At 66.9% G+C, this 21,182-nt stretch carries 17 protein-coding genes; 10 read left to right on the top strand and 7 right to left on the bottom strand.

All coding sequences use genetic code 11. From position 1 onward, the window contains the following. Positions 1 to 121: 121 nt before the first annotated feature. From B5X82_RS06220 to B5X82_RS06210, 3 genes are all read left to right on the top strand, one after another. Positions 122 to 2,602, top strand: a complete 2,481-nt coding sequence (locus B5X82_RS06220; RefSeq protein WP_079647233.1) for a TonB-dependent receptor — start codon at positions 122 to 124, stop codon at positions 2,600 to 2,602. A 67-nt stretch (positions 2,603 to 2,669) separates the two neighbouring features. Beyond that, positions 2,670 to 3,422 carry a tetratricopeptide repeat protein gene (locus B5X82_RS06215; protein ID WP_079647232.1) on the top strand — a complete coding sequence of 251 codons (753 nt, stop codon included), beginning with the start codon at positions 2,670 to 2,672 and terminating at the stop codon, positions 3,420 to 3,422. 111 nt (positions 3,423 to 3,533) lie between these two features. Then, positions 3,534 to 4,586 (top strand): rod shape-determining protein, encoded by a 1,053-nt coding sequence (locus B5X82_RS06210; RefSeq protein WP_079647231.1) that lies wholly within the window; start codon positions 3,534 to 3,536, stop codon positions 4,584 to 4,586. Between the two features lie 124 nt (positions 4,587 to 4,710). On the opposite strand, the gene B5X82_RS06205 is transcribed toward B5X82_RS06210, so the two are convergent. From B5X82_RS06205 to rfbC, 5 genes are read right to left on the bottom strand one after another with little or no spacing between them, the layout of a single operon-like run. Then, positions 4,711 to 5,211 carry a Crp/Fnr family transcriptional regulator gene (locus B5X82_RS06205; RefSeq protein ID WP_079647230.1) on the bottom strand — a complete coding sequence of 167 codons (501 nt, stop codon included), beginning with the start codon at positions 5,209 to 5,211 and terminating at the stop codon, positions 4,711 to 4,713. Next, complete coding sequence (gene rfbA, locus B5X82_RS06200) at positions 5,211 to 6,080, bottom strand: glucose-1-phosphate thymidylyltransferase RfbA (protein ID WP_079647229.1); 870 nt, start codon at positions 6,078 to 6,080, stop codon at positions 5,211 to 5,213. The genes B5X82_RS06205 and rfbA overlap by 1 nt, the downstream gene beginning before the upstream one ends. Before the next feature lie 4 nt (positions 6,081 to 6,084). Next, a complete protein-coding gene (gene rfbD, locus B5X82_RS06195; RefSeq protein WP_079647228.1) occupies positions 6,085 to 6,975 on the bottom strand; it encodes a dTDP-4-dehydrorhamnose reductase in 891 nt (296 codons plus the stop codon). Next, positions 6,972 to 8,030: a dTDP-glucose 4,6-dehydratase gene (rfbB, locus tag B5X82_RS06190; protein WP_079647227.1), complete on the bottom strand. Its 1,059-nt coding sequence runs from the start codon at positions 8,028 to 8,030 to the stop codon at positions 6,972 to 6,974. Before rfbB ends, rfbD begins: the two co-directional genes overlap by 4 nt. A 10-nt stretch (positions 8,031 to 8,040) precedes the next feature. Next, positions 8,041 to 8,598 (bottom strand): dTDP-4-dehydrorhamnose 3,5-epimerase, encoded by a 558-nt coding sequence (gene rfbC, locus B5X82_RS06185; RefSeq protein ID WP_079647226.1) that lies wholly within the window; start codon positions 8,596 to 8,598, stop codon positions 8,041 to 8,043. A gap of 253 nt (positions 8,599 to 8,851) precedes the next feature. On the opposite strand from rfbC, the gene B5X82_RS06180 reads away from it, so the two are divergent. From B5X82_RS06180 to B5X82_RS06155, 6 genes are all read left to right on the top strand, one after another. After that, on the top strand, positions 8,852 to 11,206 hold the full coding sequence (locus B5X82_RS06180) for a glycosyltransferase (protein WP_079647225.1): 2,355 nt from the start codon (positions 8,852 to 8,854) through the stop codon (positions 11,204 to 11,206). Between the two features lie 10 nt (positions 11,207 to 11,216). Continuing rightward, positions 11,217 to 12,488 (top strand): glycosyltransferase family 4 protein, encoded by a 1,272-nt coding sequence (locus B5X82_RS06175; protein ID WP_079647224.1) that lies wholly within the window; start codon positions 11,217 to 11,219, stop codon positions 12,486 to 12,488. Continuing rightward, positions 12,485 to 13,279: an ABC transporter permease gene (locus tag B5X82_RS06170; protein ID WP_079647223.1), complete on the top strand. Its 795-nt coding sequence runs from the start codon at positions 12,485 to 12,487 to the stop codon at positions 13,277 to 13,279. Before B5X82_RS06175 ends, B5X82_RS06170 begins: the two co-directional genes overlap by 4 nt. 32 nt (positions 13,280 to 13,311) lie before the next feature. Beyond that, on the top strand, positions 13,312 to 14,475 hold the full coding sequence (locus B5X82_RS06165) for a lipopolysaccharide biosynthesis protein (RefSeq protein WP_079647222.1): 1,164 nt from the start codon (positions 13,312 to 13,314) through the stop codon (positions 14,473 to 14,475). Positions 14,476 to 14,612: 137 nt separating this feature from the next. After that, entirely contained in the window at positions 14,613 to 15,467 is an 855-nt protein-coding gene (locus B5X82_RS06160; protein WP_235862611.1) for a glycosyltransferase family protein, read from the top strand. Position 15,468: 1 nt separating this feature from the next. Next, positions 15,469 to 16,506 carry a class I SAM-dependent methyltransferase gene (locus tag B5X82_RS06155; protein WP_079647220.1) on the top strand — a complete coding sequence of 346 codons (1,038 nt, stop codon included), beginning with the start codon at positions 15,469 to 15,471 and terminating at the stop codon, positions 16,504 to 16,506. 32 nt (positions 16,507 to 16,538) lie between these two features. On the opposite strand, the gene B5X82_RS06150 is transcribed toward B5X82_RS06155, so the two are convergent. Next, entirely contained in the window at positions 16,539 to 17,687 is a 1,149-nt protein-coding gene (locus B5X82_RS06150) for a hypothetical protein (RefSeq protein ID WP_125725103.1), read from the bottom strand. Positions 17,688 to 17,885: 198 nt separating this feature from the next. Here B5X82_RS06150 and B5X82_RS06145 point away from each other — a divergent pair, with 198 nt between their 5' ends. Then, positions 17,886 to 18,494 (top strand): class I SAM-dependent methyltransferase, encoded by a 609-nt coding sequence (locus B5X82_RS06145; RefSeq protein WP_079647218.1) that lies wholly within the window; start codon positions 17,886 to 17,888, stop codon positions 18,492 to 18,494. A gap of 14 nt (positions 18,495 to 18,508) precedes the next feature. On the opposite strand, the gene B5X82_RS06140 is transcribed toward B5X82_RS06145, so the two are convergent. Next, positions 18,509 to 21,160, bottom strand: a complete 2,652-nt coding sequence (locus B5X82_RS06140; protein ID WP_079647217.1) for a methyltransferase domain-containing protein — start codon at positions 21,158 to 21,160, stop codon at positions 18,509 to 18,511. Between the last annotated feature and the right edge of the window lie 22 nt (positions 21,161 to 21,182).

The raw sequence follows: 21,182 nt of genomic DNA, 5'->3' as shown, positions 1-21,182 counted from the left end.
ACGCCGACACTTTTCGGCTACAGCAAATGCAACTGATTATCAGAAAATGAATTGACATATTTGAGACTGATTATCAGTAGCCGATCCCTGCATGGACAATAGCTCCAGAAGGGGAAACATCATGGCTCGCTCCGATAACCGCCAGACGGCCGGCTCGAACTCACCGGCGTTCCTGGCGCTCGGCTGCATCGGCTTCATCGCCTCGGCGCCGGCGCTGGCGCAGGACGCGCAGCCCGCCGCCGGCGAGAAGCGCCTCGGCGGCATGACCGTGACCGACACCGCGATCGACGAGGAAGGCTACAAGGCGGAGCGGGTCGAGAGCCCCAAGGCGGTCGCGCCGCTGCTCGACACGCCCCGCTCGATCGTCGTGGTCGACAAGCAGGTGATCAAGGACACCGGATCGGCGACGCTGGTCGAGGCGCTGCGCACCGTCCCCGGCATCACCTTCGGCGCGGCCGAGGGCGGCAATCCGATCGGCGACCGCCCCTTCATACGCGGCTTCGACAGCCAGGGCTCGACCTATCTCGACGGCGTCCGCGACATCGGTGCACAGAATCGCGAGATCTTCGCGGTCGAGCAGATCCAGGTGGTGCGCGGATCGGATTCGACGCTGGGCGGCCGCGGCAGCGCCGGCGGCTCGCTGAACATCGTCTCGAAGCTGCCGCAGGAGGAGACCTTCTTCGCCGGCTCGGGCAGCTACGGCACCGACGACTATAAGCGCGTGACCGGCGACGTGAACGTGCGGCTGTCGGACAAGGTCGCCTTCCGGCTCAACGCGATGTGGCACGACCAGGACGTCGCCGGCCGCGACGCGATCTACCAGAAGCGCTGGGGCGTCGCGCCGTCGGTCACGATCGGGATGGACGGGCCGACCAAGCTGACGCTGGCTTATTACCATCTCGACACCGACGAGCTGCCCGACAGCGGCATCCCCTTCCTCTATGCCTGCTCGACGACGCTGTGCAACGCGCCCGCCGGCAATGTGATCACGACCCCGGCGCTCGGCGACATCACCACCGCCAGCGGCGTCACCGGCCATGTCGGCCGCGACACCTTCTACGGCCTCAAGAGCCGCGACTTCCGCGACGGCAAGACCGACCAGGCGACGATCCGGGCCGAGCATGACTTCGGCGCCGTCACGCTGCGCCACACCGCGCGCTTCAGCCATAGCTCGCAGGCCTACAGCTTCCTGCTGCCCGACGATTCGACCGGCAATGTGTTCGGCAATCCGGCCAATCTCGCGCTGCAGCCCGGCGGCCAGGTCTGGCGGCGCGCGAACACCCGCTTCGGCTATACCGACAGCTTCATCAACCAGACCGACCTCTACGGCACCTTCGAGACCGGATCGATCAAGCACAGCTTCGCGATCGGCGCCGAGCTGTCGTCGGAGAAGGCCGAGCGCGGCGCCTTCGTGCTCGCGACCGGATCGACGATCAGCCCGCGCTGCTCGGCGCTCGCCATCGCGCGCTATTATTGCACCAGCCTGTTCGATCCGAACCCCAACGATCCGTGGATCAACTATTCGAACGACACCGCCACGGGCGTGCCGACCCCGATCACCCGCGCCGCGCCGAGCGCGCGGACGCAGAACGAGGCCAACACCAAGGCGGTCTACGCGTTCGACTCGATCACGCTGACCGAGCAGCTCATCCTCAACCTCGGCGCGCGCTATGACCGCTTCCGCACGACCTCGACGCTGCCGCTGGCCGGCGGCACCCGTCCGGTCGTCCGCCGCGTCGACAACATCTTCAACTGGCAGGCGGGGCTGATCTTCAAGCCGACCCCGAACACCAGCCTCTACGCGTCCTACGCGACCGCCGCGACCCCGCCGAACAGCCTGCTGGGCGAGGGCCAGGAGCAGAACGCGCTCAACGCCGTCCAGGCGGCGAGCGACGCGCTGCGCGTCGAGAAGACCAAGTCGTTCGAGATCGGCGCCAAGGCCGACCTGTTCGGCGGCGGCCTGTCGCTGACCGGCGCGCTGTTCCAGACCAAGACCAAGAACGCCCGCGTCACCAGCGACGCCAACACCGTCGCCTTCATCGGCGAGCGTCGCATCCGCGGCGTCGAGCTGGGCTTCAACGGCAACATCACCGACGAATGGAGCGTGTTCGGCGGCTACACCTATCTCGACGCCAAGATCGTCGACGGCGGCTTCACCGCGCTGACCGCCGCCGCGGTGGGAAGCCAGGCGGCCAAGACCGTGCTCGTCCAGTCGGTCAACACCGGCAAGCAGTTCCCGCAGACCGCGAAGCACAGCTTCACGCTGTGGACCAACTACAAGGTCACCGACGCGCTCTCGATCGGCGGCGGCGCCTTCTATTCGAGCCGCGTCTATGGCGGCTATGCCGACAACCGCAAGGCTGTGCAGGACGCTGCTGGTGTCGTGACCGTCGTGCCCGCGACCACCACACTGGCACGCGCTGTGCCGAGCTATTGGCGCTTCGACGCCCGTATCGGCTACAAGGTCAGCGAAGCCGTCGACCTGTCGGTGAACGTGCAGAACCTGACCAACAAGACCTATTTCAACCAGGTCTACAGCTCGCATTACGCCTCGATCGCGCCGGGTCGGTCGGCCTTCGCGACGCTGAGCTTCAAATATTGAGTTCAGCCCGATTTTCTGGAGGATGGCCCGCTTCGCAAGAGGCGGGCCTTTCTCGTTCCGGGGACCGATGACCGAGACGCTGACGATCGAAGCCATATTGGCGATGGATGCCGACGAGATGCGCCGCCGCATGGCGGCGCCGCCGGAGGAGCGCGCGGCTTTCGTGCGGGTCGCGGCGGAAGGCGGCGTCGCCGAGGCGCAGGCGATCTACGGCCAGATGCTGCTCGACGGCGCCGGCCTTCCCGCCGACCCGCGCGAGGCGGTGCGCTGGTTCGACCGGGCGGCGCGCCAGGGCCATCTCATGGCGATCAACATGATGGGGCGCTGCTACGACCTCGGCTGGGGCGTCGCCGTCGACAAGGTCCGCGCGGCCGAATGGTTCAAGGTCGCTTCCGACCGCGGCCTCGACTGGGGCATGTACAATTATGCGACCGCGCTGGCGCTCGGCGCGGGCGTGCCCGAGGACAAGCCCGCCGCGCTCGACCTGTTCCGCCGGGCGGCGGCGATGGGCAATGCCAAGGCGATCAACTTCGTCGGCAGCTTCCACGAGGACGGTTGGGTGGTCGAACGCGACATGGCCGAGGCCGCTCGCTGCTACGCGCTGGCCGCCGAGGGCGGCGACTTCCGCGGCCAGTTCAACCATGCGCGGATGTTGGCCGATGCCGGCCGGATCGACGAGGCGCTGGACTGGCTGGCAAAGGTGCCCGAGACGGCGACCGACGCCTTCCTCGCCAAGGCGCGGAGCTGGCTGGCGAGCGCCCCGGTGGCGGAGCTCAGGGCAGCGGCGGAGGGATTCGGCCGGCGAAGCCGGGACGGATAGCCTTTGGGCTTGGAAAGGCGGCGCTTCAACGCTCCCTTGATTGACGGAAGGCGGGGCGATCAGCAGGCCTGCGCTCCCGATCGGGCCGACCCGGTATCCCGATCCGGCAATATGGCGCTCTTGATGCTGATTTCCCGTATATTGAATTTCTCCTCGCACGACATGGCGATCGACCTGGGGACCGTGAACACGGTCGTCTACCTCCGCGACCGGGGGATCGTCCTCAACGAAGCATCGGTGGTCGCGCTCGAGACGCGCGACGGCGTCTCGCGCGTGAAGAGCGTCGGCAACGACGCCAAGCTGATGATGGGCAAGACCCCCGCCGGCATCCAGGCCGTCCGGCCGCTGCGCGACGGCGTGATCGCCGATCTCGGCGTGGCCGAGCAGATGATCAAGCATTTCATCGACAAGGCGCTGGGCGGACCGAGCCGTTTCCCCCGGCGCCCCAAGATCGTGATCTGCGTCCCCTCCGGATCGACGTCGGTGGAGCGGCGCGCGATCCGTGACGCGGCGTTCAACGCCGGCGCGTCGAAGGTCTTCCTGATCGAGGAGCCGATGGCGGCCGCGATCGGCGCCGGCCTGCCGGTGACCGAACCGACCGGCGCGATGGTCGTCGACATCGGCGGCGGCACGACCGAGGTGGCGATCCTCTCGCTGCGCGGCCTGGCCTACAGCACCTCGGTCCGGTTCGGCGGCGACAAGATGGACGAGGCGATCTCCTCCTTCATCCGCCGCAAGCACAACCTGATGATCGGCGAGGCGACCGCCGAGCGGGTCAAGCACGGCATCGGCGCAGCGAACGCACCCGACGGCGAAGGACCGGAGATGAAGGTGAAGGGCCGCGACCTGGTGACGGGCCGGCCGGTCGAACTGACCATCACCCAGGCCGAGGTCGCGCAGGCGATCGCCGAGCCGGTCGGCCAGATCGTGCGCGCGACGATGTCCGCGCTGGAGAACACCGCCCCCGAACTCGCCGCCGACATCGTCGATCGCGGCATCGTGCTGACCGGCGGCGGCGCGCTGCTCGCCCGCATCGACGAGGTGATCGCCCAGGCGACCGGCTTGCCGGTGGCGGTCGCCGACGACGCCCTGATCTGCGTCGCGATGGGCGCGGGGCAGGCGCTCGAGGATGCCAAATATGCCGGGGTGCTGGCGATTTCCTGAGCCGCTGCCTCCGGATGCTTCATGCCGGCGGAGGCCGGCATCTCAGGCGGTTCCTGCCTCGACCTCGTCTCCGCTCTCCCGAGATGCCGGCCTCCGCCGGCATGACGGGCGAGGGGCGATCCGATCACGGCCCGGACTTGCTGAACAGGCGGCTGAAGCGCGCCCGTGCTTCCTTGTCGGCCTTGTCGTCGCGGAGGCTCTTCGCCTGGGCCTGGACCGCGGCGGTGGTCTCGCGCAGCCGTTCGGAGAGGAACACCGCAAGCGCACGGTAGAAACGCGCGGCGAATACCGGCTCCTGCTCGAACCGGTCGAGGATCAGCTTGCGCGGGATGGCGAGCATCTCGGTCGGCTCCGATCCGGCGGCTACGACCGAGACCAGCGGCGAATGGCGTTCGACGAACGACATCTCGCCGACCACGTCACCATGGTGCAACTCGGCCACGCGCGTCCCGTCGCTGAGCCGGACCTCGAGCAAGCCGTCGGTGACGAAGAACAGGTCGTTGACCGGCTTGCCCGACGCGACCAGCGTCTCGCCGGGACGCAGCACGCGCAGCTTGCCGACGGACAGCAGCCACAGCATGTCGGCATCGCTCAGGCCGGCGGCGATATATCGGGCATTCTGCATCAGCGCCTCAACACCTGGGTTTTGAGATAGGTCCCGTAGCTGCTCTTGCCCAAGGCGTCGGCAAGCCGTTCGAGCTGGGCCGCATCGATGAAGCCCTGGCCATAGGCGATCTCCTCGACGCAGGCGATCTTGAAGCCCTGCCGCTTCTCCAGCGTGCGAACGAACTCGGCCGCCTCGATCAGGCTGTCGGGGGTGCCGGTGTCGAGCCAGGCGTAGCCGCGCCCCATGAGCTCGACCGACAGCTTGCCGGCCGCCAGATAGGCCTTGTTGACGTCGGTGATCTCCAGCTCGCCGCGCGCCGACGGCTTCAGCGAACGGGCGATCTCGATCACGTCCGCATCGTAGAAGTAGAGACCAGTCACCGCCCAGTTCGAGCGCGGCTTCGCCGGCTTCTCCTCGATCGACACGGCGCGCATCGCGTCGTCGAATTCGACCACGCCGTACCGTTCCGGATCGGTGACGTGGTAGGCGAACACGGTCGCTCCCTCCTCGCGGTCGATCGCCGAGCGGAACAGGTCGGTCGCGCCATGGCCGTAATAGATATTGTCGCCGAGGATCAGCGCCGAGCGATCGCCGCCGATGAAATCGGCGCCGATGACATAGGCCTGCGCCAGCCCGTCGGGGCTGGGCTGGACGGCGTAGCCGATGTCCATGCCCCACTGGCTGCCGTCGCCGAGCAGCGCCTGGAAGGCGGGGACGTCGCGCGGTGTCGAGATCAGCAGCACCTGGCGGATGCCCGCCAGCATCAGCGTCGACAGCGGATAATAGATCATCGGCTTGTCATAGACGGGCAGGAGCTGCTTGGACGTGACCATCGTCATAGGATGGAGCCGCGTCCCCGCGCCGCCCGCCAGGATGATCCCCTTCACGCCACTACGCCCCTGTCTGGGGCACCGGCCCCACAAGCTCACCAACGATATCGCGGACGGCGGCACGCCAGTCGCGCGGACGGACAGCATAGTCCGTGATGATCTTCGCCGTCGAGAGCCTCGAATTGGCGGGACGCTTCGCGGGCGTCGGATAGTCGGCGGTGGTGATCGCCTCCACCTCCGCCGAAGGGCCGCCCGCCGCGGCGCTCAGTGCGAAGATCTCGCGCGCCAGCTCGCACCAGCTCGCCTCGCCGGCATTGACGAAATGATAGACGCCGGTCGGGGCGGCAGGGTCCTCGACCAGCCGCAGCGCGATGGTGCGGAGCGTCGCGGCGATGTCGGCGGCTCCGGTCGGGCATCCGCGCTGGTCGTCGACGACCCGCAGCTTCGGGTTGGTCGCGGCGACCCGCAACATCGTCCTGAGGAAATTGCTGCGGTGCGCCGACAGCACCCAGGCGGTGCGCAGCACCACCGCCCGCGTGCCGCTCGCGAGCACCGCGCGCTCGCCCGCCAGCTTCGACGCACCATAGACGCCGAGCGGGGCGACCGGGTCGTCCTCACGATAATAGCCGCCGCCGCTGCCGTCGAAAACATAGTCGGTCGAGACCTGGACGAGCGGGATGCCCGTCGCGGCGAGCAGACCCGGCGCCTCGCCATTGATGCGGAAGGCGAGCTCGCGCTCCTCCTCCGCCCTGTCGACGGCGGTATAGGCGGCGCAGTTGACGATCGCATCGAAGCGACGCCCGCGCAGATAGGCGGAGATGCTGTCGGATGAGGCGATGTCGAGCTCGTCGCGCGTCGGATAATGTACAGACATATCGGCAGGCCAGTCCTGCCGTGCCAATTCGAGGCCGAGCTGCCCCTGCCCGCCCGTGACCAGGAGCGCGCGGGTCACGCCTTCGCCAGCCCCAGCCGGGCGGTGTCGTAGCGCCCGGCGAGGATGTCGCCCCACCAGCCGCGATTGTCGAGATACCAGCGGACGGTGCGCTCGATACCCTCCTCGAAACGGACCTGCGGCGCCCAGCCGAGTTCGGCCTTTATCTTCGACGCGTCGATCGCATAGCGATGGTCGTGTCCCGGCCGGTCGGCGACGAAGCTGATCTGATCGGCATAGGCGCGGCCGTCGACGCGCGGGGCGAGGCGGTCGAGCGTCGCGCAGATCGCCTGCACCACGGCCAGGTTCCTGCGCTCCGAATCGCCACCGACATTATAGGTCTCGCCCGGCACGCCGCGTTCGAACACGGCGCGCAGCGCGCGGGCATGGTCCTCGACGAACAGCCAGTCGCGGACGTTCGATCCGTCACCATAGACCGGCAGCGGCTCGCCGGCGAGCGCGCGGATGATGATCAGCGGGATCAGCTTCTCGGGGAAATGATAGGGCCCGTAATTGTTCGAACAGTTGGTGACGAGCACCGGCAGCCCATAGGTGTGCCCCCAGGCGCGGACGAGATGGTCCGATCCCGCCTTTGACGCCGAATAGGGCGAGCGCGGGTCATAGGCGGTCGCCTCGGTGAAATAGCCGTCCTCGCCCAGCGACCCGAACACCTCGTCGGTCGAGATATGGTGGAAGCGGAAGCCGTCGCGGCGATCGCCGTCGAGCCCGCGCCAATAGGCGAGCGCCTCGGCCAGCATCGTGTAGGTGCCGACCAGGTTGGTCTGGATGAAGGCGCCGGGGCCGTCGATCGAGCGGTCGACATGGCTTTCAGCGGCGAGATGGGCGATCACGTCCGGTCGGAACTCGGCAAGCAGCCGCCCGACCAGCTCGCCGTCGCAGATGTCGCCCCGAACGAAACGGTAGCGCGGGCTGTCGCCGACGGGATCGAGCGAGCTCAGCACCCCGGCATAGGTCAGCTTGTCGAGATTGAGCACCTCATGATCGGTCTCACCGATCAGGTGGCGGATCAGCGCCGAACCGATGAAGCCGGCGCCGCCGGTGACCAGGATACGCATCGTCTCTCCGTTAGAGCGGCCGCAGTGGCGCGCCATCATAGGCGAAGGGGCTATCCCAGTCGGCGAGATGCGGCAACGCCCGGTCCTTGTCCGACAGAACCGGTCCACCCGGCGGCAGCGGCCAGTCGATCGCGATCGTCGGGCAGTCCCAGCGGATGCCGCCGTCGGCTTCCGGCGTGTAGACGTCCGACACCTTGTAGATCACCTCGCTATCGGGCTCGAGCGTCACGAAGGCGTGGCCGAATCCGACCGGGATGTAGAGCTGGTCGCCATTGTCGGCGGACAGTTCGGCCGCGACATGGCGGCCATAGGTCGGCGAACCGGCGCGCAAATCGACCGCATAGTCGAGAATCCGGCCGCGGATGCAGCGCACCAGCTTGGCTTGCGCATGCGGCGGCGCTTGAAAGTGGATGCCGCGCAGCGTGCCGACATGCTTCGAATAGCTGTGATTGTCCTGAACGAACTCCTCCGCCGCACCGTCGGCGGTCCAACGCGGGCGATGATAGGTTTCCGAGAACCAACCCCGATCATCGCCGAAACGACGGGTGTGGATGAGCTTGACCGGCAAGAAATCGCTCCCGATTGGATCCGCCCCGCGGTTCGCAGGCCCAACCGCCGCTGTCCAGCGGCAATTGTCACGATGAAGAAAACATGGCGGGGATATTGCGGCGCGACACGACCTCCTTTACGAGGATTTTCCTGTTGGGGAACCTAGTCATTCAATTTATGACATTGATGTTACAGGATATTTTCCGGTCGATGCCGGCCGACAGCGATGACCGTGCACGCTTGCCGGGCTGCGTCCTGCTCCGGGTGTCGCGATGAAGCTCCCGTTCGTGCGCCGCCTCCGCCGGATGATCGTCCCGGCCTATGGATCGGTGGCCGCCACCGAGCATGTCGCGCGCGGCGATGCGGCGCGGTCGCGCCAGGACTGGGCGGCCGCGGCCGAAGCCTATCGGGCGGCGGTGCACGATCAGCCGTCGCTCGTCGCGATCTGGATCCAGCTCGGCCATGCGCAGAAGGAGCAGGGCGCGCTCGCGGCCGCGGCGGAGGCCTATGGCCAGGCGGCGAAGCTGGACCCGACCCTCGCCGAGACCCATGTCTTCATGGCGCATATCTACAAGCAGCTCGGCCGTGACGATCTGGCGATCCTGCATTTCCTGCGCGCGCTGCACGGTGGTGAGAAGGCGCCTCACGAGGGCGACGAGCTGCTCCGCCTGCTCGCGGCGCGGACGCACAAGGATCGCGGGGCGCTGATCGAGCAGCTCCGGACGATGTTCGAACAGCTGCCGCCCCGCGCCGGCGAAGCGCCGCTGCTGGGTCAGATCCGCAGCGTGATCACCGAGGACATGGCGCCGGCGAACCAGCCGGCGCCCAGCGGCACGCAGCCGGCGCTGGTCTTCGATATCTCCGACCTGATCAGCTATTATGCCAATGCCCGTCTGCCGACCGGCATCCAGCGGGTCCAGATCGAGACGATCGAAGGCGCGCTCGCCCGCGGTGGCGATCGCGACATCCGGCTGTGCTGCTTCATCGACGGGCGCGACGACTGGCTCGAGCTGCCCGTCGAGCGGATGCGCGCGATCGCGCGGCTCAGCACCTCCGGCGGGGATCGCTTCGATCCTGCCTGGCTGGAGGCGGTCGCCGGGCTGCGGCTGTTCCTGTCGCTGACCGACCCGTTCGAATTCCCGCAGGGCGCCTCGCTGATCAACCTCGGCACGAGCTGGTGGCTGCAGAATTATTTCCTCTACGTCCGCCATGCCAAGGCGACGCGGGGCATCCGTTACATCCCGTTCGTCCACGACATGATCCCGATCATGGCGCCCGAACATTGCACGCGCGGGCTGACCCAGGACTTCATCAGCTGGGTAATCGGCGTGTTCGACCATGCCGACCATTTCCTGGTCAATTCGCAGGCGACGCGGCGGGACCTCCTCACCGTCGCAGAGACGCTCGGCCACCATCTCGATCCGGACGACATCGCGGTGGTCCCGCTCGACACCGATTTCCGCAAGCCGGCGCTGGCGGAGCTGCCCGCTCAGGCGCTCGACCGGTGGAAGCTCGCACCGGGCGGCTTCGTGCTGTTCGTGTCCACCATCGAATCGCGCAAGGGCCATATGGTCGCGTTCGAGACCTGGGCCGAGCTGATCCGCCGCCACGGCGCCGATGCGGTGCCCCAGCTGGTCTGCGTCGGCAATCGCGGCTGGCTCAACGACCGCATCTATGCCCGCCTCGCCGAGGACGAGCTGCTGGCGAGCAAGGTGTCGATGCTGTCGCGCCTGTCGGACGAGGAGCTGGGGCTGCTCTACCGCAACGCGCTCTTCACCGTCTATCCAAGCCTCTATGAAGGCTGGGGCCTGCCGGTCACCGAATCGCTCTGCTACGGCAAGGTGCCGCTGGTCTCCGATGCCGCGTCGCTGCCCGAGGCGGGCGGCCCGTTCGCGGTCTATGTCGAGGCGGGATCGGTGGCGGCGCTGACCGATGCGGCCGAGAAGCTGATCCTCGACGCCGACCATCGCGCCGCGACCGAGGCACGGATCGCCGCCGGCTTCCGTCCCCGCGCCTGGAGCGACCTCGCCGGCCAGATCGCCGACGAGCTCGACCGCTTCGCCGGGCGCGACGCCGGCAAGGGCATCGCCGTGCCGCCGCCGCTGACCGCCCGCGTCGGCCGCTGGCATCCCCTGACGCGCAACGAATCTATCCGCATCTGGACGGGGATGCGCACAGGCGAGGGCTTCCGTTCCAATCTCGGCTGGCATTGGCCCGAGAATCGCGGCTGCCGGGTCCGGCGCGAGGGCGGCGAGCTGCTGCTGCGGCTGGAAGGCCCCCACCCGCCGCTGCGCGCGCTGTTCCAGCTCACCGGCGACGACCATGTCCAGTCCTTCTGGTCGTTCGAATATGGATCGATCCTGCTCAAGGGCGACCTGCATGCCGACGAGAGCAAGTGGATCGCAATAGAGATACCGGCCGCCGACGCCTCCCACGACGTGCCGGTCCGGATCGCGCCGCTGGCGGCGGGCGACGGCGCGATCGTCACCTTCTTCGTGGCCGGCTTCTTCCTGCACGGAACCGACGACGTGAGCGCGCGCCAGGACTTCCTGGAGGCGATCACGCTCAACCGGCTCGATTCGCTCAACGCCTTCGGAGAGGATGACGGCGCGCGTCCGACGCGATAAAGCAGCCGCCATGTCGACCTTGGCTGCTCCGCGGGATGCCGCATCGTCGCCGCTGCTGCCCGCCGGGGTCGAGATCGTCCTCGACCTGTCGCGCCTGCTGTCGCGGACGCTCCACGCGATGCCGACCGGCATCGACCGGGTCGAGCTGGTCTATGCGCGCCAGCTTCTCGACCTGGTGCCCGATCGGCTGCGCTTCGCGGCGGTCAACCCGTTCGGGGTCTACGGCCGGCTGCCGCATGCCGCGGTGCTGCGCTTCCTCGACGAGACCGAAGCCCGCTGGGCGGAGCGCGCGGCGCCGGGCCGGGGGGCACTGACGATCGCCGCGGCGCGGACGCTGGCCAGCCTCGCCCCCCGTCCGGTTCCCAGGCCCGCCCCGGGGGTGCGCCGCTATTATGTCCAGGCGTCGCCGCATCACCTGCACCGCCCCGATCGCGTCCGCGCCAAGCTGCGCGCGGAACAGGCCCGCTTCATCTGCCTGGTCCACGACCTGATCCCGATCGAATTCCCGGAATATGCGCGGCCCAACGGCGCCGCGACCCACCGGCTGCGGATCGGCACCATGGCCTCACTGGCGGACGGCCTGATCGCCAACAGCCAGGCCACCGCGGATTCGATGGCCCGCTTCCTCACCGGCACCACACCGCCGCCGATCCGGGTCGCCCATCTCGGCTGCGACCCGCTGCCCGAAGGCGGAGACGGGCCGCTGCCCCTCCCTTCCCCCTATTTCGTCGTGCTGAGCACGATCGAGCCGCGCAAGAACCACCTGCTGCTGCTCCACGTCTGGCGGCGGATGGCGGAGACGCTGGGCCCCGAACGGACGCCGCACCTGGCGATCGTCGGCCGGCGCGGCTGGGAGAATGAGAACGTCCTCGACATGCTCGAACGATGCGAGGCGATCCGGGGCCACGTCCATGAGCTGGCGGGCCTGTCCGACCGGGGGGTCGCCGCGCTGCTCCGCAACGCCCGCGCGCTGCTGCTGCCGTCCTTTGCCGAAGGGTTCGGCATGCCGGTCACCGAGGCGCTGATGGCCGGGACGCCGGCGATCTGCAGCGACCTGCCGGCGCTGCGCGAAGCGGGCGGCGCGGTCCCCGAATTCCTCGATCCGCTCGACGGTCCCGCCTGGGCGGACATGATCCTCGACTATGCCGCCGACCGCTCCGAACGGCGCGATCGGCAGATCGAGCGGCTGCGGGGCTGGACACCGCCGGGGTGGCGCGCGCATATCGCGACCGTGCTTGACCTGGTTCGCGAACTCGATTCCGGCGGGAGCGGCGGCGCATGACGGCGACCCGTTCCTCCTTCTACCGGGACCTGACCCTGCAGCTCGACGTGATCGGGGCGCTGGTGCTGCGCGAGCTGCACACGCGCTTCGGCCGCAACAATATCGGCTATCTGTGGATGGTCGGCGAGCCGCTGATGCTGGCGACCGTGATCGGCGCCCTCCACGCCTTCCAGCCGGGCCATATCGGATCGACGATGCCGCCGGTCGCCTTCTCGCTGGTCGGCTACTGCGTCTTCATCATCTTCCGCGGCATCTTCAACCGGGCCGAGAGCATCCTGGAGAGCAGCCTGCCGTTGATGTACCATCGGATGATATCGGTGCTGAACCTGTCGCTGGCCCGCGTCGTGGTCGAGGCGGCGGGGTGCGTCACCACCTTCGTCCTGCTGTACACGATCATCATCCTGCTCGGCTTCGCCGAACCGCCCGCCCGCCCGCTCTGGGCGATCGGCGGCGTGGCCGGGATGATCTGGATATCCTTCGCCTGGGGCCTGAACGTCACTGCGGTCACCTTCGAGAAACCGACGCTGCAGCGGCTCGTCCACCCGATATCCTATTTCATGATGCCGCTGTCGGGCGCCTTCTTCGCGGTGGAATGGCTACCCGTCTACATCCAGAACGCGGCCGACTGGTTCCCGCTGGTCAACATTTTCGAGATCACCCGCTACGGCATGTTCGAAACCGCGTCGGACAAGCATCTGTTCCCCGGCTATCTCATCGCCAACTGCGCCATTTTCACCTATACCGGCCTGATCGGCATTCGGCGGGTTCGCAATCGCATCCACCTGCACTAAGCACTCTTCAGCCAGTTTCATTCGGACAATCGATGCACGGAATCATCAAGCCCCACGCCAGCCAGGAAGCCGCGGAGCAACGCTGGCCGGACATGTTGCGCGGCTGGGCCTATCGCAACAAGTGGTTCGTGCTGGTGGTGCTGGTGCCGACCCTGCTCGTCGCCGCCTATTATTATGTGTTCGCATCCGACCAATATCAGTCGGAGGCGCACTTCATCGTCCGCACCGCGGACAGCTCGCCGATGCCGTCGATGGGCTTCAGCCAGCTGCTCGGGATCGGCGGCGGCGCGTCGCAGTCGCGCAGCGAAGCGATGAGCGTCAACGACTATCTCGATTCGCAGCAGGCCGTGAACCTGCTCAACCAGCGCGCGAACCTGGTCGAGCGCTTCCGCCGCCCGGAGGCCGACATCGCCACCCGGCTGTGGTTTTCGCAGCCGACCCCGGAAATGCTGATGCGCTACTACCGCAAGCAGGTGGACGTGCGGTTCAACCAGGAAACCGGGATCACCACGCTGCGCGTCCGTTCGTTCCGACCGGAGGATTCCTACGCGATCATCAACCAGCTGCTGGGCATGGGCGAAGAGCGGGTCAACATGCTCAACCGGCGCAGCCAGACCGACGCGCTGAAGAATGCGCGCCGCCAGCTCGGCGAGGCCGAACAGGGCCTGTTCGACATCCAGCGCCAGCTCACCGCCTTCCGCCAGCAGCGCGGCGACATCGACCCTGAGGTCTCGGGCAAGACCCAGCTCAGCCTGATCGCGACCCTGCAGGGCCAGCTTACCACTGCGCGCGCGCAGCTCAGCGCGATGCAGGGGATCATCGCCCCGACCAGCCCGCAATATGTCGCCGTCGCCGCGCGGGTCCGCGCGCTCGAGGCGCAGGTCGCCGGTCAGGCGGGCAAGCTCACCGCGGGCGGCGGATCGACCGCGGCGCGGCTGGGTAACTACCAGGACCTCCAGATTCGGCAGGAATTCGCGGCGAAGCGCTATGAGGTCGCCGCGGCGAACCTGGAAAAGGCGCGTGACGCGGCGATGAAGCAGCAGCTCTACATCGTCCGCGTGGTCGATCCGAACATGCCGGTGAAATCCGAATTCCCGGAGCGCGGCAAGATGCTGCTGACGGTGTTCCTGTCGCTGATGATCGCCTATGGCATCGGCTGGCTGCTGGTCGCCGGCGTGCGCGAGCACTCGTTGTAGGAAGTTTCGGAAAAGCTGGGAATGGATGACGGCTCTCCCGCGTATACCCGCGGGATGGCATGTCGATGCAGTGACAGGGGAGTGCGGGTTTGGAGCTGACGATCCTCCAGACTTCGGATGCGTTCAAATATAGTCGCATGTTGCGGGCCACGTCGCGCACTGCGATCGAATATTGCCGCCGCCACGGCTTCGCCTATGAAAGCTTCGTCGGCGTCAAGCGCGGCTTCCACGGCGCGCAGGCCGCCTTCAACAGAATATTCCTGCTCGAGGAGCTGATCGATCGCGGCTATCGCGGCTGGGCGCTGTACATGGATGCTGACGCCTATGTCTTCGACCTCGATTTCGATCTGAAGGCTTATCTTGCCGACAAGCAGGACCGGTCGGCGATCATGACGACCATCCCGGGCGAGACCACTCCCTGGCACATCAATTCGGGCGTGCTCTTCTTCAACCTGGGCCATCCTCAGGGCGTTGCCCTGGTGCGCGAGTGGAAGCGGCGGTTCATGGCCGTTCCCGACCAACGGCTGCGCACGCTGACCTCGGTCTGGGACCACGACAACGATCAGACCATGCTCTACCAGGCGCTCGATCAGGATGCCGGCCTCCGTGCGCCGGCGCTGTTCGTCGATCCGATGCTGTTCAACCATCATCAGGGCCTCTTCATCCGGCAGCTGCTCAACTCGCTCGACGGCGATATCGACAGCCGGACGAACAAGATCGAAGCCGCCGTCGCGGATATCTTCCACAGGGCCGCAGGGACGGGATCGGGCAGCGTCGAGGACGCGGTCGTCTCCGAGCTCTACCGGATCATACTCAAGCGCGAGGCCGACCGGGGGAGCGTCGGCTATTCGCAGCTCATCGCCGCAAGGGGGTTGGAACATGGCATTCCGGAGGTCGTCCGCCTGCTACTCGACAGTCCGGAACATCGGGCTCGAATCCGCGCGGAAGTGGCGCGCGACCGCCCGGAAGCTGTTCCGGACGGGAATGGCTGAGATGCTCGGTAGGGACGACGTCATCGCCGGCTATCGGGTCATCCTGGGCCGGGAACCCGAGAATGAGCAGGTCATCGAGCATCACCGCCATTTCGCCAGTCGGTCGGACCTGTTCACCGCGCTGCTCCAATCGGACGAGTTCCGCGATAGCTACCGTCAACGCCTCACCGCGCCGAAGGTGATCACCCTCGACCAGCTCGACGAGGTCGCCGCCGATTTCCAGCGGGGCGACCGCGAGCGCTGGCAAGGCCATTCGCTGCAGCTTCCGGACTGGTTCGACGTCACCCTGGACCCAGCGGGCCAGGCTTATCTCGACCAGATGCTGCGTCTGTGGGAAGCGATCACCAATCGCTCCGGCTATCAGGCGGCGAGCAACGAGGACACACCCGAGATCGGCGATCTCGACGCGGTCTTCCGGCCGGCCTTCTATGCATCGGGTGATACCAGCTTCGCCGGCGGACAGCTGATGGCGATGGGGCACATCCTGATGCGCAGCGGCATTTCGCCGGGACAGCGCGTGCTGGAATATGGCGCAGGCTTCGGCCTGACCGCCCTCTCCTTCGCGCGGCTCGGCGCGAAGGTGGACACCGTCGACATCAACCCCGCCTTCTGCCGGGCGGTGCGGACCTCGGCGGATCGCTATCAGGTGGATCTCCATCCGCATGTCGGCGAGTTCGGCCATAATCCGGCGGGCGTTCCCGGCGCCTATGACCTGATCTTTTTCTATGAAAGCTTCCACCACTGCCTCGATTTCGAGCGGGTGATCCCGAAGCTGCGAGAGCTGCTCACGCCGACCGGGCGGATCCTGATGGCCGGAGAACCGATCTTCGACGTGCTGTGCCCGGACATGCCCTATCTGTGGGGCTTTCGCCTCGACTGGGAAAATGTCGCGGTCATGCGCATCCGCGGCTGGATGGAGCTGGGCTTCCAGAAGGATTTCCTGGTCGGACGATTCGATAGAGCCGGCTTCGACTGCGCCGAATATCGCGATCCCAATTCGCACTGGGCGCAGGTCTACAGTTTCAGCCAGCGCGGCTGAGACCCGTATCAGCCATCCGCCTGGAAGTCGCTCTAGGCCGGCGAGACCTCGCCCAGGGCCGGTTCCGGTGCGGGATCGAGCGCCTCGTCGCCGAGCAGCGGCAGAATCTGGATCGCATGGAGCACGACATCGGCCTCGGGCCCGACCGTCAGCCGCACCTCCAGATCATGGACGTCCTCGGGCAGCTCGAAGCGCAATTCGGAGACGATCCCCCGCCGCGGTCCGTCGAAGACCAGATAGCGGGAGACCGGCACCTTGAAGCCTCGGTCGGTCGCCACATCGCTCAGCACCGTGAGTTGGGTCTGCCCCTCCGCCATGCGCACCTCGCCGAAGATGCGGGCCTTGTATCGACCGGCGGGAACATGGATGTACGGCCCGAACATGAGCCCGCCATGTTGCGCGTTCGATACGATCCCCTGCAATGTCTTGCGGCCCGACGCGGTCACCAGCTTGGGATGCTGCGTCGACATGTAGATGCCGGCGCCCTCCTCTTCGGCCAGCCCCTCTTCCTTCGCGAGGACCTCGTTCACGCGCTTCTTCAACGCGACCAACCGTTCGGCATAGCTATCGTAAAATGAACGCAGCAGTTGAACGATGAAGGGACCGTTGTTCACATAGCTCCGGTTCGCACGTTCGAAGATGATGTCGCCGGACAGGTCGAGCTCCTCCACATAGCGTTTGAGGATCTGCCACAGGAGATGCTGGTCGTTGGCGAGATCATGCTCCCAATGGACCGCGCCCTCGAATATCTCGGACGGGACGTCGGCCACCGACCGGTACCAATCCAGAATGATGGATTTGCCGACGGGATGCGAGAGATTGATCGCGAACCCGCCCGCATTGATGTCGTACGCCGTGTCGCAGGTGCTGTATCCGGCAAAGATCGCGCCGACCTTCGACCGCTCGGCAAGGTAGCGGCCGAGATCGAAGTCCAGATCCTGAATGAAGGCATCGGCGTCGAGATAGAGAACCCAGCCCTGCATGCCGCGGTCGAGCATCTCCTTCAGGATATAGACCCGGTTATAGGTCGCCTGCCACGGCATGTGGCCACGCTTGATGCCGACATATTGCTCATAGGCGAAGCCGTTACGAGCGCAGAAGGCACGCACTGTCCTGGCGGTCTCGACGAGCATGGGATAGTAGAAGATCGCGTCAGATGTCTGGACCAGCGTTACTGTCATCGTCGCCATAACTCGTTGAAGAAGAAACAACATTGATGCTACCGGCGTCGCTGATACAGTTCCACCGTATTTGTGCGTTGCAACCAAAATGGTGCAAGCCGGCCACCAACGCACGCGCTGCCGAGGGTTGGAACGGTTTCGTCGCGTTCGGCGATAGGCTAGGCGCACATGGTGAAAGTAAGAGGAACGGTTCGATCCATGAGTTCGTACAGCGAATTGACCGAAGCCTTCCGCCGTCACTACGAGGCCGATGATTCACATTGGGGCGGGCATTCGGGCGACGGGTCGCTGCCCTATTGGACGATCGAATATCGCGCCTTTCTGGAGCGCTTCATCCATCTCAACGACATCAGGTCGGTCGTCGATATCGGCTGCGGCGATTGGCAATTCTCGCGGCTGATCAACTGGAACGGTGTCCGCTATCATGGTTTCGACGTTGTCCCGAGCGTCGTGGAGCGCAACCGGCAGCGCTTTGGAAGCGCGCAGGTCTCGTTCGACCTGATGCCGGAGGATTTGTCGCTGGTGCCGGCCGCCGACCTCCTGATCATGAAGGACGTGCTCCAGCATCTGCCGGACCGGGAAGTCTTCCGCCACCGCGACGAGCTGTTCGGCCGCTATCCGAGATGCCTGCTGACCAACTCCTTCAACAAGCTCGACACGGCCAGGAACATCGATATCGACTTCGGCGATTTCCGCTGCCTCGACCTGAACGCCGCGCCCTATGATTTCGGCGGTCAGTATGTGCTCGAATTCTCCTCGCCGATCTGGGAGCAGATCCGGGTGATGCTCTACACGCCCTGCCGATAGGCGAAGCGGCGATGTCAGGTCCGGAGATAATGCTCCTCGACATAACCCGCCCGCAGCCAATGGCGATGGCGGGAGGCGAGACGGTAGCCGCCGGTCTCGCGGAGGAGTTCGGATAGCGGAGCCTGGCCGGGGACGGCGGCTTCCTGGTTGATGCTGAGGATGTGGCGGACGCCGATCCGCTCTGCGTCGCGGAGATGGGCGAGCGCCGCCGACCGCTCCATCCCGGGCAGGGTATCGCTGTTGAACAGGATATCGACCGATCCCGGCGCCTGCGCGGCGAAGCCGGCGAGCGGCTGCGGCTGTGCCGCCCCGCCGAGCAGATAGGCCTGGATCACGTTCATCGTCGGCGTATCGAACAGCCGGTATCGGGCCAGGCCCAGACGCGACGCATAATAGGCGGTCAACCCGGCGCCACCGCCGATCTCGGCGATGCACGCGTCGCGTCCGAGACCGGCCATGTCGGCGAGTTGGCGGAGCCGCCACGCCGCATGGATCGCGTCGAGCATCCGCATGTGGAGGATGATGCTGCGCCCCACCGCGATGCCGAGGTGACCGCCGACCGATGCCGGCGGGGCAAGGTCGGCGTCCAGCACCGCCTCGACCGCCGCGAACAGCTCGGCCGGGTCGGTCAGCGCATTTTCGCCCCAGCCGCCATTTTCCGGATTTTCGAGCCGCAGCACGCCTACCGCCTCGGCCAGCGAGACGAGCTTGTCATAGGTCCAGCGCGCCAGCCGGTCGGCGAAGCGGGGATCGCGGGCGCGCTCGTGCTGCCGCGCACCGCCGAGAAAGCCCTGCGCCGACCGCGCGCGCCCGAGCGCCGCCAGTTCCGCGGCGACCGCCCCGGCGTCGCCCGCATGCAGGCGATCGGCCAGGTCGCGCTGATAACCGGGCGGCTGCTCCTCGGCGCCGCCCGCCGCCGACCATATGCCGGCGATTCCGGCCGCCAGTTCGAGCATGGGCGACGGAACCGGCGCCTCGACCAGCGACGGCAAGCGTCCCTGGGGATGGGCGAACCGCGCCGCCCAGCGCTGGTCCGCCTCCGTCGCGGGAACCGGCCCGCCGCCATTGTTGCGGAGGACGGCGGAAACCGCGTTCGCCAACGCCTCGGTCCTGGCTTCCAGGGTCGGGCCCAAGGTCCGCAACTGTTGGCGGATGAAACGGGCCTGCGGTCCGTTGAGCAGGCTCATCGGTTCGACCAGCACGGCCCGGGCGATCGCCTCGTCCCGCTCCAATATCTTGTGCAGCAAGTCCTGGTCGTTGCCGGCGCCCATCCATTCCGTGGCGTCGCGCAGCGTCTCGTCGCTATGCCCGGCGAAGGCGGCGCTCCACCGCGCGACCAGCTCGCGGCCGAGCGGATGGCCGAGGTTGATCAGCGCGACGCCGGCATTGACGTCCCAATGCTCGCCCGTCACCCCCGAGGTCGCGAAGATCGCGGCACGATCCCCCTTGTCGGCGAGATAGGCGGCCAGGTCGAAATCGAGATCCTGGATATAGGCATCGGCATCGAGATAGACCGCCCAGCCGGTGAAGCCGCGCGCGACCAGTTCCTCCAGCATCGGGATGCGGTTGAAGGTCGCCTGCCAGGGATGGAAGCCGCGCTTGACGCCGAGGAAGCTCTCGTAGCCGAAGCCATGCCGGCGGCAATATTCGCGGACGCCGGCGGCGGTGATCGCCAGCATCGGCGCATAATGTTCGGCGTCGGCAGTCTGGAGGAACAGCACCCCGCCCTCGTCACGGCCTTCGCGCACCCGCGCCCGCGCCGCCGCGCCGAGGCGCAGCACCGCGCAGAACTCGTTGCGGCCGCGCACGGTGTCGTAGACCCCGGCCAGCTCGAGGCCGATCAGCCCAAGTTCCGTCAGCGTCTCGATCGTCGTGCGGAAGCTGTCGGGCGTGAAATACCAGGCATGGACGTCGATATAGCGGCCGGGATTGAAGTCATGGCTGCGCATCGCCTTTTCCACCTGCGCCACACGGTCGGCCCGGACGGCGGGGCCATGGTCCCCGGCCCAGTGGAGCCGCGGATCATTATGGGTGGTCAGCGCGTGATGCTCGATCACACTCGCCAGACTGTGCCGCCGCCGCTGTTCGCGGTGCGCCTCGATCACGTCGGCGATCGTGCTCTCGGCGATATAATGGTCGAAGCAGTAGCGCTTGTCGGGGACGATCAGGCAGAACAGGCCGTCAGCCTGCAATATCCGCTCGATCTGCTGGAGATGGTGGATCAGGTCCGGCTGATGCTCGATCGCATGGCTGCTGATCACCGCGTCGAAGCGCCGCCGCACCTGCTCCAGCCCGCCAACATAGTCGATATGCGCGGGGCATCCGGCCGGATCGGCACCGACCTCCACCGCCCGCGCGCGCAGCTGCCCAGCGTCGAGCACGTCGAGATAAGCGATGTTCGGCCCGCGCAGCAGCGGGCGGCAGAACGGCCCGATCTCCAGCACCGAGCGTCCGTCGGCGATCAGCCCGATCAGATTCTCGCGCAGCGCGAGCGGCGAGGCGACCCGGCCCTCGGCCCGGCCGGTCGCGGCATAATGGTCGGCGGCCGCATCGGCGGCGATCGCCAGGTCGGGATTGGCCGACAGATAATAGCCGGCGTCGAAGGCAGGCGGCAGCTCCGCTCCCGAAGCGGTTTGATCGTCGGCGAAAGGCTTCTGCGTGGCCATGGCAAGCGGTTAGCGGCTCGGC

The organism is Rhizorhabdus histidinilytica, assembly GCF_900167915.1.
Lineage (GTDB): Bacteria > Pseudomonadota > Alphaproteobacteria > Sphingomonadales > Sphingomonadaceae > Rhizorhabdus > Rhizorhabdus histidinilytica.
Note: the sequence above shows the minus strand (reverse complement) of the source record. Positions and strands in the feature narration are given on the sequence as shown.

Coding starts and splice junctions, on each gene's coding strand:
- B5X82_RS06220 (WP_079647233.1), top strand. CDS start 122: ATGGCTCGCTCCGATAACCGCCAGACGGCCGGCTCGAACTCACCGGCG.
- B5X82_RS06215 (WP_079647232.1), top strand. CDS start 2,670: ATGACCGAGACGCTGACGATCGAAGCCATATTGGCGATGGATGCCGAC.
- B5X82_RS06210 (WP_079647231.1), top strand. CDS start 3,534: ATGGCGCTCTTGATGCTGATTTCCCGTATATTGAATTTCTCCTCGCAC.
- B5X82_RS06205 (WP_079647230.1), bottom strand. CDS start 5,211: ATGCAGAATGCCCGATATATCGCCGCCGGCCTGAGCGATGCCGACATG.
- rfbB (WP_079647227.1), bottom strand. CDS start 8,030: ATGCGTATCCTGGTCACCGGCGGCGCCGGCTTCATCGGTTCGGCGCTG.
- B5X82_RS06180 (WP_079647225.1), top strand. CDS start 8,852: ATGAAGCTCCCGTTCGTGCGCCGCCTCCGCCGGATGATCGTCCCGGCC.
- B5X82_RS06175 (WP_079647224.1), top strand. CDS start 11,217: ATGTCGACCTTGGCTGCTCCGCGGGATGCCGCATCGTCGCCGCTGCTG.
- B5X82_RS06170 (WP_079647223.1), top strand. CDS start 12,485: ATGACGGCGACCCGTTCCTCCTTCTACCGGGACCTGACCCTGCAGCTC.
- B5X82_RS06165 (WP_079647222.1), top strand. CDS start 13,312: ATGCACGGAATCATCAAGCCCCACGCCAGCCAGGAAGCCGCGGAGCAA.
- B5X82_RS06160 (WP_235862611.1), top strand. CDS start 14,613: ATGTTGCGGGCCACGTCGCGCACTGCGATCGAATATTGCCGCCGCCAC.
- B5X82_RS06155 (WP_079647220.1), top strand. CDS start 15,469: ATGCTCGGTAGGGACGACGTCATCGCCGGCTATCGGGTCATCCTGGGC.
- B5X82_RS06150 (WP_125725103.1), bottom strand. CDS start 17,687: ATGACAGTAACGCTGGTCCAGACATCTGACGCGATCTTCTACTATCCC.
- B5X82_RS06145 (WP_079647218.1), top strand. CDS start 17,886: ATGAGTTCGTACAGCGAATTGACCGAAGCCTTCCGCCGTCACTACGAG.
- B5X82_RS06140 (WP_079647217.1), bottom strand. CDS start 21,160: ATGGCCACGCAGAAGCCTTTCGCCGACGATCAAACCGCTTCGGGAGCG.